11 protein-coding genes are annotated in these 15,269 nt (G+C 74.4%); 2 read left to right on the forward strand and 9 right to left on the reverse strand.

Annotated features, from left to right (window positions below):
- Positions 1 to 74: 74 nt before the first annotated feature.
- The 4 genes from PUR61_RS42600 to PUR61_RS42615 all read right to left on the reverse strand — a co-directional run bounded on the left by PUR61_RS42600 (position 75) and on the right by PUR61_RS42615 (position 6,743).
- Positions 75 to 1,865, reverse strand: a complete 1,791-nt coding sequence (locus PUR61_RS42600; protein ID WP_329885347.1) for a GMC family oxidoreductase — start codon at positions 1,863 to 1,865, stop codon at positions 75 to 77.
- A 100-nt stretch (positions 1,866 to 1,965) separates the two neighbouring features.
- Positions 1,966 to 3,609 carry a succinic semialdehyde dehydrogenase gene (locus tag PUR61_RS42605; RefSeq protein WP_329885348.1) on the reverse strand — a complete coding sequence of 548 codons (1,644 nt, stop codon included), beginning with the start codon at positions 3,607 to 3,609 and terminating at the stop codon, positions 1,966 to 1,968.
- 81 nt (positions 3,610 to 3,690) lie between these two features.
- Positions 3,691 to 5,475, reverse strand: coding sequence for a protein kinase domain-containing protein (locus PUR61_RS42610; protein ID WP_329885349.1), 1,785 nt, complete (start codon positions 5,473 to 5,475; stop codon positions 3,691 to 3,693).
- Between the two features lie 173 nt (positions 5,476 to 5,648).
- Entirely contained in the window at positions 5,649 to 6,743 is a 1,095-nt protein-coding gene (locus PUR61_RS42615) for a protein kinase domain-containing protein (protein ID WP_329885350.1), read from the reverse strand.
- 213 nt (positions 6,744 to 6,956) lie between these two features.
- Here PUR61_RS42615 and PUR61_RS42620 point away from each other — a divergent pair, with 213 nt between their 5' ends.
- A complete protein-coding gene (locus tag PUR61_RS42620; protein ID WP_329885351.1) occupies positions 6,957 to 7,502 on the forward strand; it encodes an SHOCT domain-containing protein in 546 nt (181 codons plus the stop codon).
- Between the two features lie 27 nt (positions 7,503 to 7,529).
- On the opposite strand, the gene PUR61_RS42625 is transcribed toward PUR61_RS42620, so the two are convergent.
- Positions 7,530 to 9,506, reverse strand: coding sequence for a serine/threonine-protein kinase (locus PUR61_RS42625; protein ID WP_329885352.1), 1,977 nt, complete (start codon positions 9,504 to 9,506; stop codon positions 7,530 to 7,532).
- Between the two features lie 251 nt (positions 9,507 to 9,757).
- Here PUR61_RS42625 and PUR61_RS42630 point away from each other — a divergent pair, with 251 nt between their 5' ends.
- On the forward strand, positions 9,758 to 10,348 hold the full coding sequence (locus PUR61_RS42630; RefSeq protein WP_329885353.1) for a hypothetical protein: 591 nt from the start codon (positions 9,758 to 9,760) through the stop codon (positions 10,346 to 10,348).
- A gap of 72 nt (positions 10,349 to 10,420) precedes the next feature.
- Here PUR61_RS42630 and PUR61_RS42635 read toward each other — a convergent pair whose 3' ends face one another.
- From PUR61_RS42635 to PUR61_RS42650, 4 genes are all read right to left on the reverse strand, one after another.
- Complete coding sequence (locus PUR61_RS42635) at positions 10,421 to 11,548, reverse strand: GuaB3 family IMP dehydrogenase-related protein (protein ID WP_329885354.1); 1,128 nt, start codon at positions 11,546 to 11,548, stop codon at positions 10,421 to 10,423.
- Between the two features lie 148 nt (positions 11,549 to 11,696).
- On the reverse strand, positions 11,697 to 13,199 hold the full coding sequence (gene guaB / locus PUR61_RS42640) for an IMP dehydrogenase (protein ID WP_329885355.1): 1,503 nt from the start codon (positions 13,197 to 13,199) through the stop codon (positions 11,697 to 11,699).
- Positions 13,200 to 13,498: 299 nt separating this feature from the next.
- Positions 13,499 to 14,047 carry an RNA polymerase sigma factor ShbA gene (shbA, locus tag PUR61_RS42645; RefSeq protein WP_329885730.1) on the reverse strand — a complete coding sequence of 183 codons (549 nt, stop codon included), beginning with the start codon at positions 14,045 to 14,047 and terminating at the stop codon, positions 13,499 to 13,501.
- 545 nt (positions 14,048 to 14,592) lie between these two features.
- Positions 14,593 to 15,204: a response regulator transcription factor gene (locus tag PUR61_RS42650; RefSeq protein ID WP_014136228.1), complete on the reverse strand. Its 612-nt coding sequence runs from the start codon at positions 15,202 to 15,204 to the stop codon at positions 14,593 to 14,595.
- Between the last annotated feature and the right edge of the window lie 65 nt (positions 15,205 to 15,269).

Here is a 15,269-nt window from a genome sequence, read left to right on the forward strand (position 1 = left end):
CGGCTTCGGCGCGGCGCGGGTTGACCGCGCCGCGGGTCACGTCGCTGGTCGCGCCGCGGTCGAACTACCCGGGGCTACCCGCGCCTCTTGGGCACCTCCGGCACCGCCAGCAGCGGCAGCCGCAGCGCGCCGAAGGCACCGGCCGGCACCGCCGGGTCGGCGGGGGCGACCGGCCCGGTCCGGCGGTACGCCTCGCCGGGCGCCGGACGGGTGTCCTCCTCGCCCTTGTTCGGCCACATGGACATGGCCCGCTCGGCCTGCGCGGTGATGGTCAGCGAGGGGTTGACGCCGAGGTTGGCGGAGACGGCCGATCCGTCCACCACACTGATCCCGGGGTGTCCGTAGAGGCGGTGGTAGGGGTCGACGACACCGGTCTCCGGGGAGTCGCCGATCGGGCAGCCGCCGAGGAAGTGCGCGGTCATCGGGATGTCGAAGATCTCGCCGGCGCTGCTGCCGGCGAAGCCGTTGATCTCGTCCGCGAGCGCCCTGGCGCCCCGCTCGGCGGCCGGGATCCAGGTCGGGTTGGGTGCGCCGTGCCCCTGGTGGGAGGTGAGTTTGCCCTTGCCGAGGCCCTTCTCCTTCAGCGACACGGTGATCGAGTTGTCCAGGGACTGCATCACCAGGCCGATGATCGTCTTCTCGGACCAGCGGTGCTGGTTCATCGAGCGGGCGAAGGTCACCGGGTGCGTGACCGAGGTGCCGAGGTAGCGCAGCCAGCGCGGCAGCTTCCCGCCGCCCCTGACCTGGGCGATCGACAGCGCGCCCATCGCGTTGGAGCCCTTGCCGTAGCGGACCGGCTCGATGTGGGTGTTCTCGTCCGGGTGGATCGAGGAGGTGATCGCGACGCCCTTGGTGAAGTCCGCGCGGGCGCCGTAGCGCCGGTCGGTGGTCTGCGCGCCCACCAGCGCCTCGGAGTTGGTCCGGGTCAGCTCGCCGAGCCGGGCGGAGATCCGCGGCAGGTGCCCGCCCGCCCGCATCCGGTGCAGCAGGTTCTGGGTGCCGTAGGTGCCGGCCGCGACCACCACCCGGGCGGCGGTGAGGGTCCGCGCCCCGGCCTTGACCGGGTCGGTGGTGGAACGGGCGTCGGTCCGCCGGACGTCCACCGCGTAGCCCTCGCCCCACTCGCGGATCCGGGCCACCGTGGTGAGCGGGTGGATCTCGGCGCCGCCGCGCTCGGCCAGGTACAGGTAGTTCTCGGTGAGCATGTTCTTGGCGCCGTGCCGGCAGCCGGTCATGCACTCGCCGCACTCGACGCAGGCCCGGCGGGCCGGACCGGCGCCGCCGAAGTACGGGTCGGCGATCTCGGCGCCCGGCGCCGTCCTGGCCTCGCCGTCCGCGTCCCCACCGTCGCCGAAGAAGACGCCGACCGGCGCCAGGTGGAAGGTCTCCCCGACACCCATCCGCTCGGCGGCGGCCTTGAGGTGCACGTCGGACGGGGTGACCGTCGGGTTGAGCCGGACGCCCAGCATCCGCTTCGCCTGGTCGTAGAACGGCGCCAACTCCTCCTGCCAGTCGGTGATGTGGCGCCACTGGCGGTCCTCGAAGAAGGGCTTCGGCGGCACGTACAGGGTGTTGGCGTAGTTCAGCGAGCCGCCGCCGACCCCGGCGCCGGCCAGGATCAGCACGTTGGCCAGCAGGTGGATGCGCTGGATGCCGTACAGGCCGAGCTTCGGCGCCCACAGGTAGTTGGGCAGGTCCCAGGAGTTCCTCGGCAGTTCGTCGCGCTCGAATCGGCGCCCGGCCTCCAGGACGGCGACCCGGTAGCCCTTCTCGGTCAGCCTCAGCGCGGAGACCGAACCCCCGAAACCGGACCCGACCACGATCACGTCGTAGTCGAACCCCCGGTCACCACCGGATGCCACCATCTGCCACTGCTCCTTCGGAAACGGGACGAACGGGGAGGAACGGACCGGCCGACCGGAGGGCCGGAGGTCCGCAGAGGGCCGGCCGGAGAGCCGGAGGCGGCTACTTGAACCGGAGGGCCTTCAGCACCCGCAGCCCACCGGTCATCACCGCCGCGAACTGCCGGTCGTCCAGGCCGAACGCGGGCGCGATCGGCATCAGCCGCTGGCCGGCGATGGTCTGCGCCTCGGTGAACCGCAGGATGCCCTCGGCGCCGTGCCGCCGGCCGAGCCCCGAGTCGCCCATGCCGCCCATCGGCGAGGCGACCGAACCGTACGCGGCCGCGTACGCCTCGTTGATGTTGACCGTGCCGGTGCGCAGCCGGGCCGCGACCGCCCGGCCGCGCCGCGCGTCCCCGGTCCAGACGCTGGAGTTGAGCCCGTACGGGGTCGCGTTGGCGGCGGCCACCGCCTCGTCCTCGGTGTCGAAGCGGTAGATCGAGACGACCGGGCCGAAGGTCTCCTCGCCGCAGACCGCCATCTCGGGGGTGACGCCGTCCAGGATGGTCGGCTCGTGGAAGAACGGGCCGAGGTCCGGCCGCGCCTGTCCGCCGGCGACCACCGTGGCGCCGGCCTTGACCGCCTCCTCGACGTGCCGGGTGGTGGTCTCCAGTTGCCGGCCGGACACCAGCGAGCCCATGTCCGCGCCGTACGCGAGGCCACCGCCGAGTCGCAGCGCCTTGGTCGCGGCGGCGAACCTCACCAGGAACTCGTCGGCCACCGAGCGGTGCACCAGCAGCCGCTCGATCGAGATGCAGAGCTGGCCCGCGGACGAGAAGCAGGCCCGGACGGCCCCCTCGGCGGCCCGGGCGAGGTCGGCGTCGGCCAGGACCAGCATGGCGTTCTTGCCGCCGAGTTCGAGCGAGGCGCCGACCAGCCGGGCGGCGGCGCGCTGCGCGACGTCGCGGCCGGTGCGGGTGGAGCCCGTGAACGAGACGTAGTCGGCGTGCTCGACCACGGCCGGGCCGATCACCGGCCCGTCACCGATCACCACCTGCCACAGATCGGCCGGCAGCCCGGCCTCGATCAGCAGCTCGCGGGCCCAGAGCGCGGTCAGCGCGGTCTGCGTGTCCGGCTTGTTGACCACCGCGTTGCCGGCCACGAAGGCGGGAAGCGCGTCGCCGACCGAGAGCTCCAGCGGGTAGTTCCACGGCGAGATGTGGCCGATCACGCCCTTGGGGCGGCGGGCCTCGACGGTCCGGGTGAGCACCGGCAGGGCGCCGCCGCGCCGCTTGTCGCGCAGGTAGCCCTGGGCGGCGCGGGCGTAGTGGCGGGCGCTCATAGCGACGGCGAGGACCTCCTCGAAGGCGTGCAGCCGGGCCTTGCCGGTCTCCGCCTGGATCAGGTCGAGCACCTCGTCCTGGCGCTTGAGCAGCAGGTCGTGGAAGCGCAGCAGGACGGCGGCGCGCCGGCGTACGGGCAGCGCGGCCCAGGCCGGCTGGGCGCGGCGGGCGAGTTCGAAGGCGACCTCGACGTCGGCCGGCGTGGACTGCGGCAGACCGGCCAGCCGGTCGCCGGTGAGCGGGGCGACGGTCTCCACCACGCGGGGCTCACCGGTGGCGGTGACCCCGGTGACGAGGCGGTCGACCAGCGACGGCGGGACCGCCGAGGCGACGGTGCGCCCGCCGCCGGGCGCCGCGGGATTGCGGCCCGGCGAGCCGGTGCCGGCGGGTTCGGTGGCCGTGGCAGCTGCTGTGAGGTCCGTCATAGGGCGCAGCCTAGGCGCTCCGCGGCCGGTTCGGTACCCGTCGGTAACAAGAAACCGCGGAGGACCCCCGGCCCGGCCGGATCAGCGGGTCGGCGTGAAGTGGTTCAGCACCAGGGTGAACCGCCGCTCCCCCTCCTGCCAGTCCTTGTCGTTGTCCGGGCAGGACAGGTAGACGGCGTACGCGGTGCCGTCGTCGTCGATGAACTCGGCGTCGACGGCCCGCCGCCGCCCGCCCTCCTTGGCCGCGTAGCTGAACTCCCAGACCGCCGCGTCGTGCCCGTTCACCGCGACGCTGGTGAGCTTGTGCTGGCGGTACTCCTTGCGCTTGGAGACGGTGGTCTCCATCTGCTTCAGGTGGTCCAGCGGCTTGACCGACTGGCCGACGGTGACGGCGAACTGGAGGTAGTGCACCATGTTGTCGGGGCTGTAGTAGATCTGGTTGCCGTCGGTGGAGCGCTGCCAGGCCGGCGTGGCCACCGGCAGCGGGAAGCGGAAGCCCGCCGGGTCGTCCACCCAGCGGTAGCCGGTCGGCGCGGGCCCGGAGTCGATGTCGCCGGAGCCGGTCGGCTGCGGCCCGGTCACGGTCGGCGTGGGCTTGGCGGTCTCCGTCGTGCCGCTGGGCCGGGTGGCCAGGAAGGTGGCCCCGGCGGCGGCCACGGCCATCGCCAGCGCGATCACGACGACCTGCACCACACCCCGGCGCCTGGCGGGCCCGCGCGCGGGCGCATCGGTGTAGGCGACCGGCGCGACCGGTCCGGTGGGCGCCCCTTCGGCCGCCTCGTGCCCCCTGAATGCCTCCGGGAGCTGCCCCGACGCCTGCCCCGACACCTGGCCGGGCACCGGCCCGGCCGGTTCCGGGGCCGCTCCGGGGCCCGACGGCGCCACCGGACGCGGCACGGTCGGCGCCTCCGGCTCCGCACCCGCCTCCGCACCCGTCTCCGGCCCGCCCGGCTCCCCGGACCGGTCCACCACCGGCACCGACCGGGTCGGCGTCCGCACCTGACCGACCGGCTTGAAGCCGATGGTGTGCCCGGCCTGCACCTCGGCCAGCATCCGGGCCGCCTCGTCCGCGGTCGGCCGGTCCGCCGGGTCCTTGGCCATCAGCGCGGCCAGCACCGGCCCCAGCGGCCCCGCCCGGCGCGGTTCCGGCAGCGGATCGCCGACCACCGCGGCCAGCGTCGTCAGCGGCGAGGTGCGGCGGAACGGCGAGTCGCCCTCCACCGCCGCGTACAGCGTCGCCCCGAGACCCCACAGGTCCGAGGCCGGGCCCGGCCGCTCGCCCTGCGCCCGCTCGGGCGCCAGGTAGTCCGGCGACCCGACGAGGTCACCCGGCCGGGTCAGCTCCGCCGAGCCCTCGTACGTCGCGATGCCGAAGTCCAGCAGCACCGCCCGCCCGGTGCCGTGCTCCAACAGCACGTTGGCCGGCTTCACGTCCCGGTGCAGCACGCCCAGCTGGTGCCCCCGGTGCAGCGCGGCCAGCACCTGGCTGCCGACCTCGGCGGCGGCGCGCGGCGGCAGCGTGCCGTCCTGACTGATCACGTCGGCCAGTGACCGGCCGTCGACCAGCTCCATCACGATCCACGGCCGGCCGTCCTGCTCCAGCACGTCGTGCACGGTGATCACACCGGAGTGCTTGATCCGGGCGGCGGCGCTGGCCTCCCGCTTCATCCGGGCGTGCAGGATCTCCAGCTCTTCCTCGGGCAGGTGGTTGACGGTGAGCTCCTTGACCGCCACCTCGCGGTCCAGCATCCGGTCCCGGGCCCGCCAGACCGTGCCCATCCCGCCCCGGCCCAGCCGGTCGCCCAGCTCGTAGCGTCCGGCCAGCAGCCGCTCCCCGGCCGCCTCCGCCCGGTCCTCCGCGCCCATCCGCGACCGCTCCCCCTCATCCACCTGCCGTCACCACGACGGAGGGCCCGGTACAGACCACTCGGTGCAGACCACCAGTCGAACAAATCTCACGGACACACTAGGCGCCCCGTCCCGGCCCCGGTAATCTCCCCCACCCGCAGACCCGGCGGTGGCGGCCCGGCCCGACCCCGTCAGCCTGCGAACATCACCACGGCCGTCATCCCGAGCACCAGCAGCAGGAACACCCCTCCGACCAGCACCGGGCCGAGCAGCGCCGGCGGTATCAGCGGCCGGCGGTTCCGCCCGGGAGCGCCCTCCTCCGGGGGCCGCTCGGCCGTGACGGAGCCGCGCGGACGCCGCCGGCGCGGCGCCGGCACCACCGGGCCCTCCGGCCGCAACTCCAGTGCCCGGGCCGCCCGTTCCTCCCCGACCGGCTCGGGCGCACCCGCCAGCAGGGCCGCCAGCTCCTGCCGGACCTCCACCGCCGTCGGGCGCCGGGCCGGATCGGGCTGCAGCAGCCGCTCCACCAGCGGCCCCAGCGGCCCGCACGCCGCCGACGGCTCCCGGCGGCCGTCACGCACCGCCGTCACCAGCTCCGGCACCCCGCCCTCCGGGTACGGCGAGCGGCCGGTCACCAGCCGGTACACCAGCACGCCGAGCGCCCAGCAGTCACCCGCCGGGCCCCCGTCCAGCGGCCACCGCTCGGCCACCGGCCCGGCCAGGGTGGCCCGCACCTCGTACCGGCGGCGCCCGCCGGGCCCGCCCAGCTCCTCGGCCAGCGCCTCCTGGGCGACCCCGGCGAGCAGCCCGCCCAGCAGGGCGGCACCGTCCTCGCAGACCAGCACCGACTCGGTGGTCAGGTTGCCGTGCGCCAGGCCCGCCTCGTGCAGCGCCCGCAGCGCGCCCGCCAGGTCCGCCGCCAACTCGGCCACCCGGTAGGGCGGGAGCGGACCGGCCGCGGCCAGCTCGGCCAGCGGCACCCCCGCCGGACGCTCCTCGACGGTCCAGAGCAGCTCGCCCTCGACGAAGGCGCCGGCTCCCTGGAGAAGCCGGGGGTGCCGCGGCGCGGCGGAGCCGACCACCGCCACCCGGCGGACCAGCTGGTCCCCCTGCTCCGGCACCGGGTCGTCCGGCTCCCGCCCTCCGGTCAGCAGGGCGGGCAGCTCCAGCGCGCGCAACCGCACGACGTCACCGGTCCGCTCGTCCACGGCGAGCGCGCTCAACGCCGCCGGACGGTCAGTCAGCCGGTAACGCCCGGCCAGCATCTGTCCCGGACCCGCTCGCATGCGTGTTCCTCTCGCTCACCACCCAGCCTAAGGTGTCACCGTCCGTTCCCGCCGGGCGCGCGACGCGCCCCCGCCGTCGGCCGGGACACATCCGCGGGGCGCGCACTCCCCCTCGGACCCGCACGGCCCGCGCCCCGGCACCGCCCTCCGGTCCGAGACGCAGGGGCGCAGGGGCGGACCCGCCCGACGAACCGTCGGATTAGGCTCGATCCCATGGACTGGACCGATCTGATCGACGCGGCCTTCGACGTGGCCGGCAACAGCAGCAGTGATTCCCGGGCCACGGCCCTGCGCACCGTCGAGGCGAACGTCGCGCCCGACGAGAAACCGGTCGCCTCGACGGCGGGTCGACATCCCGATCACTTCCGCAAGGGCGTGCTGGTCCTGACCACCCATCGGCTGCTCTTCCTGAAGGACGGGAAGCCTCCCGTCCCGGTTCCGCTCTCCGCGGTGACCGACGCGACCGTCACCAGGACCCGGATCAACGGGGAGGTGCTCCTGGTGGTCGCCCTCACCGGCTCGCACCGGTTCGAGGACGTGGTCAAGGCCGAGATCTTCGCCGAGCAGGTCCGGGCCGCAGCCCGGCTGGCCCGCAACGCCGGGCAGCAGGCGCTCGCCGCGCCGGCCGCCGCGCCCGCCGCACCGGCGTCCTCCGGCGCCGACCTGCTCGACCAGTTGGAGCGGCTGGCCGCCCTGCACGGCGCGGGGGCGCTCACCGACGAGGAGTTCAGCAGCGCCAAGCGTCGCCTGATCGGCTGAACCCCGGGGCCGTCCGGCCGACGTCCGTCAGGGCGCCGGCCGGAAGGTGTCGAAGGAGATCTGCCGTGCCTGGGCGTTCTGCGGTGCGGCCCACTCCGCGTCCGGCGAGGTCCAGTAGACGGCGTAGCCGTACTTGGCCGGCGAACCGGTGACGAAGCCCCGGTTGAGCGAGTGCATCCGCGGGGTGCCGTTGGTCCACTCCCAGTCGGCGGCGTTGCTCCACTCGCGGTAGGCGACGGCCTGAAGCTGCACCCGCTGGTAGTTGCTCACCTGGCCGCGCAGTCCCGGCTCGGACTCCTGCCAGTCGGCGAGGGCGCTCGGCCCCGGCGTGGTGGTCCACTCGATCCGCAGGGTGCTGCCGTTGCCCTTGAAGGTCCGGCGGGTCGCCTCCGAACCCGTGAGCTGCAGCCAGTCCGGCAGCACGACCGAGAAGCCGGACGCGTCCTTGTACTCGTGGTGACCGGCGGGAACGACGGCCCCGGTCGGCGCCGGGGTCTGGGCCGGCGTCGAGGCGGGGGTCACCGGAGGCGTGGCGGGGGTCACCGGAGGCGTGGCGGCGGGCGCCGGAGGCGTGGCGGCGGGCGCCGCGGCCGGATCCGAGGTCGCCGGGTCCGGGGTCACCGGGGCGGTGGCCGGCGGGATCGCGGAGGCGTCCACCGGCGGGGCGCCGGCCGGCGAGGTCCCGGTGCTCGCGGTCACGGACGCGGTGCCGCGCGCACCGTCGGCCGATCCGTCGTCGGAGTCGCCGAGCGCCCGCACCAGTGCGACCACGCCCGCGATCAGCAGCAGCACCACCACGACCGTCGCCAGGGCCAGCCGGTGCCGGCCCTTCCGCGGGTCGGCACCGGCCGCCTGGGTCGCGCCCAGCGTCCACTCGCTGGTCACCGGACGGGCCGCCTCGGTCTCCGGTGCCGGCGTCCCCGACGGCCCGGCCGTGCCGTCCTCGGACTCCGCGGCCGGCGCCGCCCGCTCCCCGCTCCCGGCGTCCGCGGCCCGGCTCCCCACCCGGACCGTTCCGAGCAACCCGCCGACCGACGGCTTCACGGTCTCCGGCTTCGCGGTCTCCGGTTTCACGGCCGGACGCTCCCCCGCCGGGCGCTCCGCCGCGCCGTCCGCCGCACCGCCGCCCGCCACCGGCACCGCCTGCTCGGTGGTCGACTCGGCCCGCGCCGTCGCGTCCGCCGCCACCCGCTTGAGCATCGACCGGGTCTGCGAGGCGGTCAGCCGCTCCACCGGGTCCTTGGCCAGCAACCCCTCGATCACCGGCCGGAGCGGACCGGCGTTCACCGGCGCGGTCAGGTCCTCGGTCATCACCGCCGTGAGCGTGGCGAGCGCCGAACCCCGGTCGTACGGCGGCCGGCCCTCGACCATCGCATACAGCGTGCCGCCCAGTGACCAGAGGTCGGCCGGCGGCCCGGGCTTCTGCCCGCGGGCCCGCTCCGGGGATATGTACGAGGGCGCGCCGACCAGCATCCCGGTGGAGGTCACCGAGGTGTCGCCCTCCACGCTGGCGATGCCGAAGTCGGTGAGCACCACCCGCCCGTCCTCGCCGATCAGCACGTTCGAGGGCTTGACGTCCCGGTGCAGGATGCCGTGCGCGTGCGCGGCGCTCAGCACGCCCAGCACGTCCAACGCGATCTCGGCCGCCCGGGCCGGCTCCAGCGGGCCGTCCTCCCGGATCACGTCCGCCAGCGAGCGGGACTCGACCAGCTCCATGACGATCCACGGCCGGTCGTCCTCCTCGACGACGTCGAAGACGGTGACCGCCGAGTTGTGCCGGATCCGCGCCGTCGCCTTGGCCTCGCGCAGCGTCCGGACGATCAGCCGGTGCTTCTCGTCCTCCTCGACGCTGGCGTTCATCCGCAGTTCCTTGACCGCGACCGTCCGGCCCAACATCTCGTCCTCGGCACGCCAGACGGTGCCCATGCCACCGCGCCCGATCACCGCGTCCAGCCGGTAGCGTCCGGCCAGGAGGCGGCCGGTGGAACCCTGCGCCTGGGTCATTCGGAACGTTCCCCCATGTGCTGGCGGTCGTGGTGACGGCGTGTCGGACCGGCGTCGGGGCCGAGCACCCAAGCCTCCATCATCTCCTGTCCCGGGCGCCCCCGACCACCCGGCCCCCGGCCACCCTCGCACCGATGCCGCCCGGGCGCGGCGCTCCGTGCCCGATCTGTGATCGAAAACTCTGTCCGTCCCGCTCCGGGCACTGCTACCGTGCGGCAGTTCACCGTCCTTCCGGGGGGAATTCGACGTCCATGACCGCACCCGCACCGGGCGCTGACGGCCAGTCGGGCCGACCGCCCACGGCCCAGCACTTCTCGGTCGCACAGGAACCGGAGACACCCGAGGGCTACGTGGCCCCCGGGATGCCCGGCGCCCCGGTGGCCGGTTACCACCCCACCGCTCCCGGCGACTCCGACGGGACCGACGGACACCCCCGCTCGAAGCGTCGGTACCGCACCGACCGGGCCCTCGCGATCGCCGTCGCCGCGATGCTGGCCGGTGCCCTCGCGTACGGCCTCGCCCCGACCCGGGCCGCGGCCACCGTCGGCTGGCTGGCGATCGCCCCGGCCGCCGCCGTCGCCTGGCCGCTCGGCCGGCTCGGCGGACCGGGCCGGCTGCTCCCGCCGCTGGGCGCGCTGCTCTCGGCCGGTTCGCTCCTGCTCGGCCAGCTGCTCGGCCAGACCCGCCGGCTGCACGCGCTGGACGGCACCCCGTACGGCGAGCTGGTCCGCGACGCCCTCACGCTGTGGCGGGGGGACCGCCGGCTGCTCGACCTCGTCTTCTACGGCATCGCCCTGGTCGGCGGCTTCCTGCTGACCCGCCGCGCCGCGACCCGCCAGTAGGACGCGTCCGGTCCGGAAACGGCGCGAGGCCCCCGCCACGATCGGACGGGGGCCTCCGCGGGACGAACGGGCTCAGCGGCGGTTGAGCGCCGGGTTGACCGTCACCTCGACCCGCTGGAACTCCTTGAGCTCGGTGTACCCGGTGGTCGCCATCGCCCGGCGCAGGGCGCCGAACAGGTTCATGGTGCCGTCCGGGGTGTGCGAGGGGCCGGTGAGGATCTCCTCGGTGTTGCCGACGGTGCCGAGGTCGACGCGCTTGCCGCGCGGCAGCTCCTCGTGGACGGCCTCCATGCCCCAGTGGTAGCCCTTGCCCGGCGCGTCGGTGGCCCGGGCCAGCGCGGCACCGATCATCACCGCGTCGGCGCCGCAGGCGACCGCCTTCGGGATGTCGCCGCTGTAGCCGACCCCGCCGTCCGCGATGACGTGCACGTACCGGCCGCCGGACTCGTCCATGTAGTCGCGGCGGGCGGCGGCCACGTCGGCGACGGCGGTGGCCATCGGCACCTGGATGCCGAGGACGTTGCGGGTGGTGTGGGCGGCGCCGCCGCCGAAGCCGACCAGCACGCCGGCCGCGCCGGTGCGCATCAGGTGCAGCGCGGCGGTGTAGGTGGCACAGCCGCCGACGATGACCGGGACGTCCAGCTCGTAGATGAACTGCTTCAGGTTGAGCGGCTCGGCGGCGCCGGAGACGTGCTCGGCCGAGACGGTGGTGCCGCGGATCACGAAGACGTCGACGCCGGCGTCGACCACGGCCTTCGAGAACTCGGCGGTGCGCTGCGGGGAGAGCGCGGCCGCGGTGACCACACCGGAGTCGCGGACCTCCTGGATCCGCTGCTTGATCAGCTCGGCCCGGATCGGCGCCGAGTAGATCTCCTGCAGGCGGCGGGTCGCGGCGGCCTCGTCGGTGATCGAGACGATCTCGTCGAGCAGCGGCTGCGGGTCCTCGTAGCGGGTCCAGAGACCTTCGAGGTTGAGCACGCCGAGACCGCCGAGGCGGCCGATGGCGATGGCCTGCTCCGGCGAGACGACGCTGTCCATGGGGGCGGCCAGGAACGGCAGCTCGAACCGGTAGGCGTCGATCTGCCAGGCGATCGAGACCTCCTTCGGGTCACGCGTACGCCGGCTGGGGACGACGGCGATGTCGTCGAAGGCATACGCCCGCCGGCCGCGCTTGCCTCGCCCGATCTCGATCTCAGTCACTTCGAGCCCTTCTGGTGGTGTTGCTCGTGCCCGCCGGGTCACCCCGGCCGCCCCCAGTATCCCGCACCCGCCCGGAGCCGCGCCGCCGCGCCCGCCTCCCGGACGCGCGGAAGGGGCCCGCGGCTGCGGGCCCCTTCCGGCTACCGGCTCAGCGGCCGCTGTAGTTCGGAGCCTCGACGGTCATCTGGATGTCGTGCGGGTGGCTCTCCTTGAGGCCCGCCGAGGTGATCCGGACGAACCGGCCCTTGCTCTCCATCTCGGCGACGGTGGCGGCACCGACGTAGCCCATGGTCTGGCGCAGGCCGCCGACGAGCTGGTGCAGCACCGCGGAGAGCGGGCCGCGGTAGGGCACCTGGCCCTCGACGCCCTCGGGGACGAGCTTGTCGTCCGAGGAGACCTCGGCCTGGAAGTAGCGGTCCTTGGAGTACGAGCGGCCCTGGCCGCGGGACTGCATGGCGCCCAGCGAACCCATGCCGCGGTAGGACTTGTACTGCTTGCCGTTGATGAACAGCAGCTCGCCCGGGGACTCCTCGCAGCCGGCCAGCAGCGAGCCCAGCATCACGGTGTCGGCGCCGGCGGCCAGCGCCTTGCCGATGTCGCCGGAGTACTGCAGGCCGCCGTCGCCGATGACCGGCACGCCGGCCGCCTGACAGGCCACGGCCGCCTCGTAGATCGCGGTGACCTGCGGGACGCCGATGCCGGCGACCACGCGGGTGGTGCAGATCGAACCCGGGCCGACACCGACCTTGACGCCGTCGACACCCGCGTCGATCAGCGCCTGGGCGCCGTCCCGGGTGGCGACGTTGCCGCCGACCACGTCGACCTTGACGGCCGCCCTGATCTTCGAGATCCAGGCCAGCGCGTTGTGGCTGTGGCCGTGCGAGGTGTCGACGACCAGGAAGTCCACGCCCGCCTCGACCAGGGCCTGGGCCCGGTCGAACGCCTCGGCGCTGGCGCCGACGGCGGCACCGACCAGCAGCCGGCCCTCGCTGTCCTTGGCGGCGTTCGGGTACTGCTCGGCCTTGACGAAGTCCTTGACCGTGATGAGGCCCTTGATCCGGCCCTCGTCGTCGACCAGCGGGAGCTTCTCGATCTTGTGGCGGCGGAGCAGCGCCATCGCGTCGACGCCGGAGATGCCGACCTTGCCGGTGATCAGCGGCATCGGGGTCATGATCTCGCGGACCTGGCGGGTGCGGTCCGACTCGAAGGCCATGTCGCGGTTGGTCACGATGCCGAGGAGCTTGCCGCTCTCGTCGGCGATCGGCACGCCGGAGATCCGGAACTTGGCACAGAGCGCGTCGGCCTCGCCGAGCGTGGTCTCCGGGCCGACCGTGATCGGGTCGGTGACCATGCCGGACTCGGAGCGCTTGACCAGGTCGACCTGGTTGACCTGGTCCTCGACGGAGAGGTTGCGGTGCAGGACGCCGACGCCGCCCTGACGGGCCATCGCGATCGCCATCCGCGACTCGGTGACCTTGTCCATCGCCGCGGAGAGCAGCGGGATGTTGACGCGCACGTTCCGGGAGACCCGGGAGGAGGTGTCGACCTGGTTCGGCAGCACCTCGGAGGCCCCGGGCAGCAGCAGGACGTCGTCGTACGTGAGTCCGAGCATCGCGAACTTCTCGGGTACGCCTGCGGCGTTGTAAGACATTTGGGGGTACCTTCCGTGGCCGGCCTTGTCCGCTCACGCCCTGAGGGGTGGGGGCGTTGTCATCGCTCACTCGCTCGGACCGCCGAAAGCCGGGTGGCAACTGGAGGATCCTCCAGGGGAACCCCGTTCGCACCGCTGAAACTTTGGCGACCCGCCCAGGCGCCGATACCCCATGGTACTGGCACCCGCGAATGCGTCCTCGCGTGCCCTTGACAACACCTGCCGCCCGTGGGCCATTCCGTCCTCCGGGGCCGGAACGGGCGGGCCTCCCCGATGCCGGGCCCGGCATCGGGCAAGCCCTAGGAGGACTCCTCGGCGAGCGCCCGCAGCCGGCTGAGCGCCCGGTGCTGGGCGACCCGGACGGCCCCCGGCGACATCCCGAGCACCTCGCCGGTCTCCTCCGCCGAGAGTCCGGCGGCCACCCGCAGCAGCACCAGCTCGCGCTGCCGGGCCGGCAGGTTGGAGAGCAGTTCCTTGGCCCAGGCCGCGTCGCTGCTGGCCAGCGCCCGCTCCTCCGGGCCGAGCGCGTCGTCCGGAACCTCCGGCAGGTCGTCCTGCGGGATCACGGTCGAGCCGGGCCCGCGCATCGCGGCCCGCTGCAGATCGGCGATCTTGTGCGCGGCGATCCCGTAGACGAAGGCCTCGAACGGGCGCCCCTGGTCCTTGTACCGGGGCAGCGCGCAGAGCACCGCCACACAGACCTCCTGGGCGATGTCGTCCACGTGGTGCCGGGCGCCGCCGGGCAGCCGGACCAGCCGGCCGCGGCAGTACCGCAGGGCCAGCGGGTGGACGTAGGCGAGCAGCGCGTCGATCGCCGGGCCCTCGCCGCGGACGGCAGCCGCGACCAGTTCGCCGACGAGCGGGGAGCTGCCCGTGCCGAGGACGGGCGGGCGGGCGGCGGGCGCGACGGGCCGGGCGGGCTCGTGCGGCTCCGCTTCGCGCTCGGCACCGGCTTCGGCGGAGCCCAAGGCCCCGGAGCCGGCGGATTCCGCGTACGCCGCGTCGGGCCCGGACACGGAGGGCTCGGCCTCCACCGGGTCCGCCTCGCCGGGAGCCCCGGTCACGTCGTCGCGCATCGGTCCATGGTGCCTGGTCGCGCGGGAAAACGCGGCACCGCGTCCGGAGTTGTGCACCGGAACGTTATGCGGTGCCGCACCGGCACGCACCACCGGCCCCTCCTGCACCGTGCCGCCTCCCGCCCCGCCGGCGTCGGTGGTCCCGTCCGCCGCGCCGTCCGCCGAGTCTCCTGCGGCCGTGTGGTTCGCCGCAGTTCCTGTCCGCTGGTCCCCGAGGTGCTCCACTCCTCCATGGTGCAACCTCGGGACCGTAACGTCACACGCCCCTGCACAGGGAATCGTGAGCAGCGTGCCGGGACCGGCGGAGCCGCCGGCGGTCAGCGGACCAGACCCCAGCGGAAGCCCAGGGCCACCGCGTGCGCACGGTCCGAGGCGCCGAGCTTCTTGAACAGGCGTCGGGCGTGGGTCTTGACGGTGTCCTCGGAGAGGAACAGCTCGCGGCCGATCTCGGCGTTGCTGCGGCCGTGGCTCATGCCTTCGAGCACCTGGATCTCACGCGCCGTCAGGGTCGGCGCGGCGCCCATGTCGGGGCTGCGCAGCCGCCGCGGGGCGAGCCGCCAGGTCGGGTCGGCGAGGGCCTGGGTGACGGTGGCCCGCAGTTCGGCGCGCGAGGCGTCCTTGTGCAGGTACCCCCGCGCGCCCGCGGCCACCGCGAGGGCGACGCCGTCGAGGTCCTCGGCGACGGTGAGCATGATGATCCGGGCGCCCGGGTCCGCCGACAGCAGCCGCCGGACCGTCTCCACCCCGCCGAGGCCGGGCATCCGGACGTCCATCAGGACGAGATCGGAGCGGTCGGCCACCCAGCGGCGGAGGACCTCCTCCCCGTTCGTCGCGGTGGTGACCCGGTCGACACCGGGTACGGTCGCGACCGCGCGGCGAAGCGCCTCGCGGGCGAGCGGGGAATCGTCGCAAACGAGAACGGAAGTCATGACCGTCGTCCTCCGCAGCTGATCCGCGTCACGTTGAGCCTCCTGGCTGGTACGAACCTCTCCGA

The organism is Streptomyces sp. BE20, assembly GCF_036322525.1.
Taxonomy (GTDB): Bacteria; Actinomycetota; Actinomycetes; order Streptomycetales; family Streptomycetaceae; genus Kitasatospora.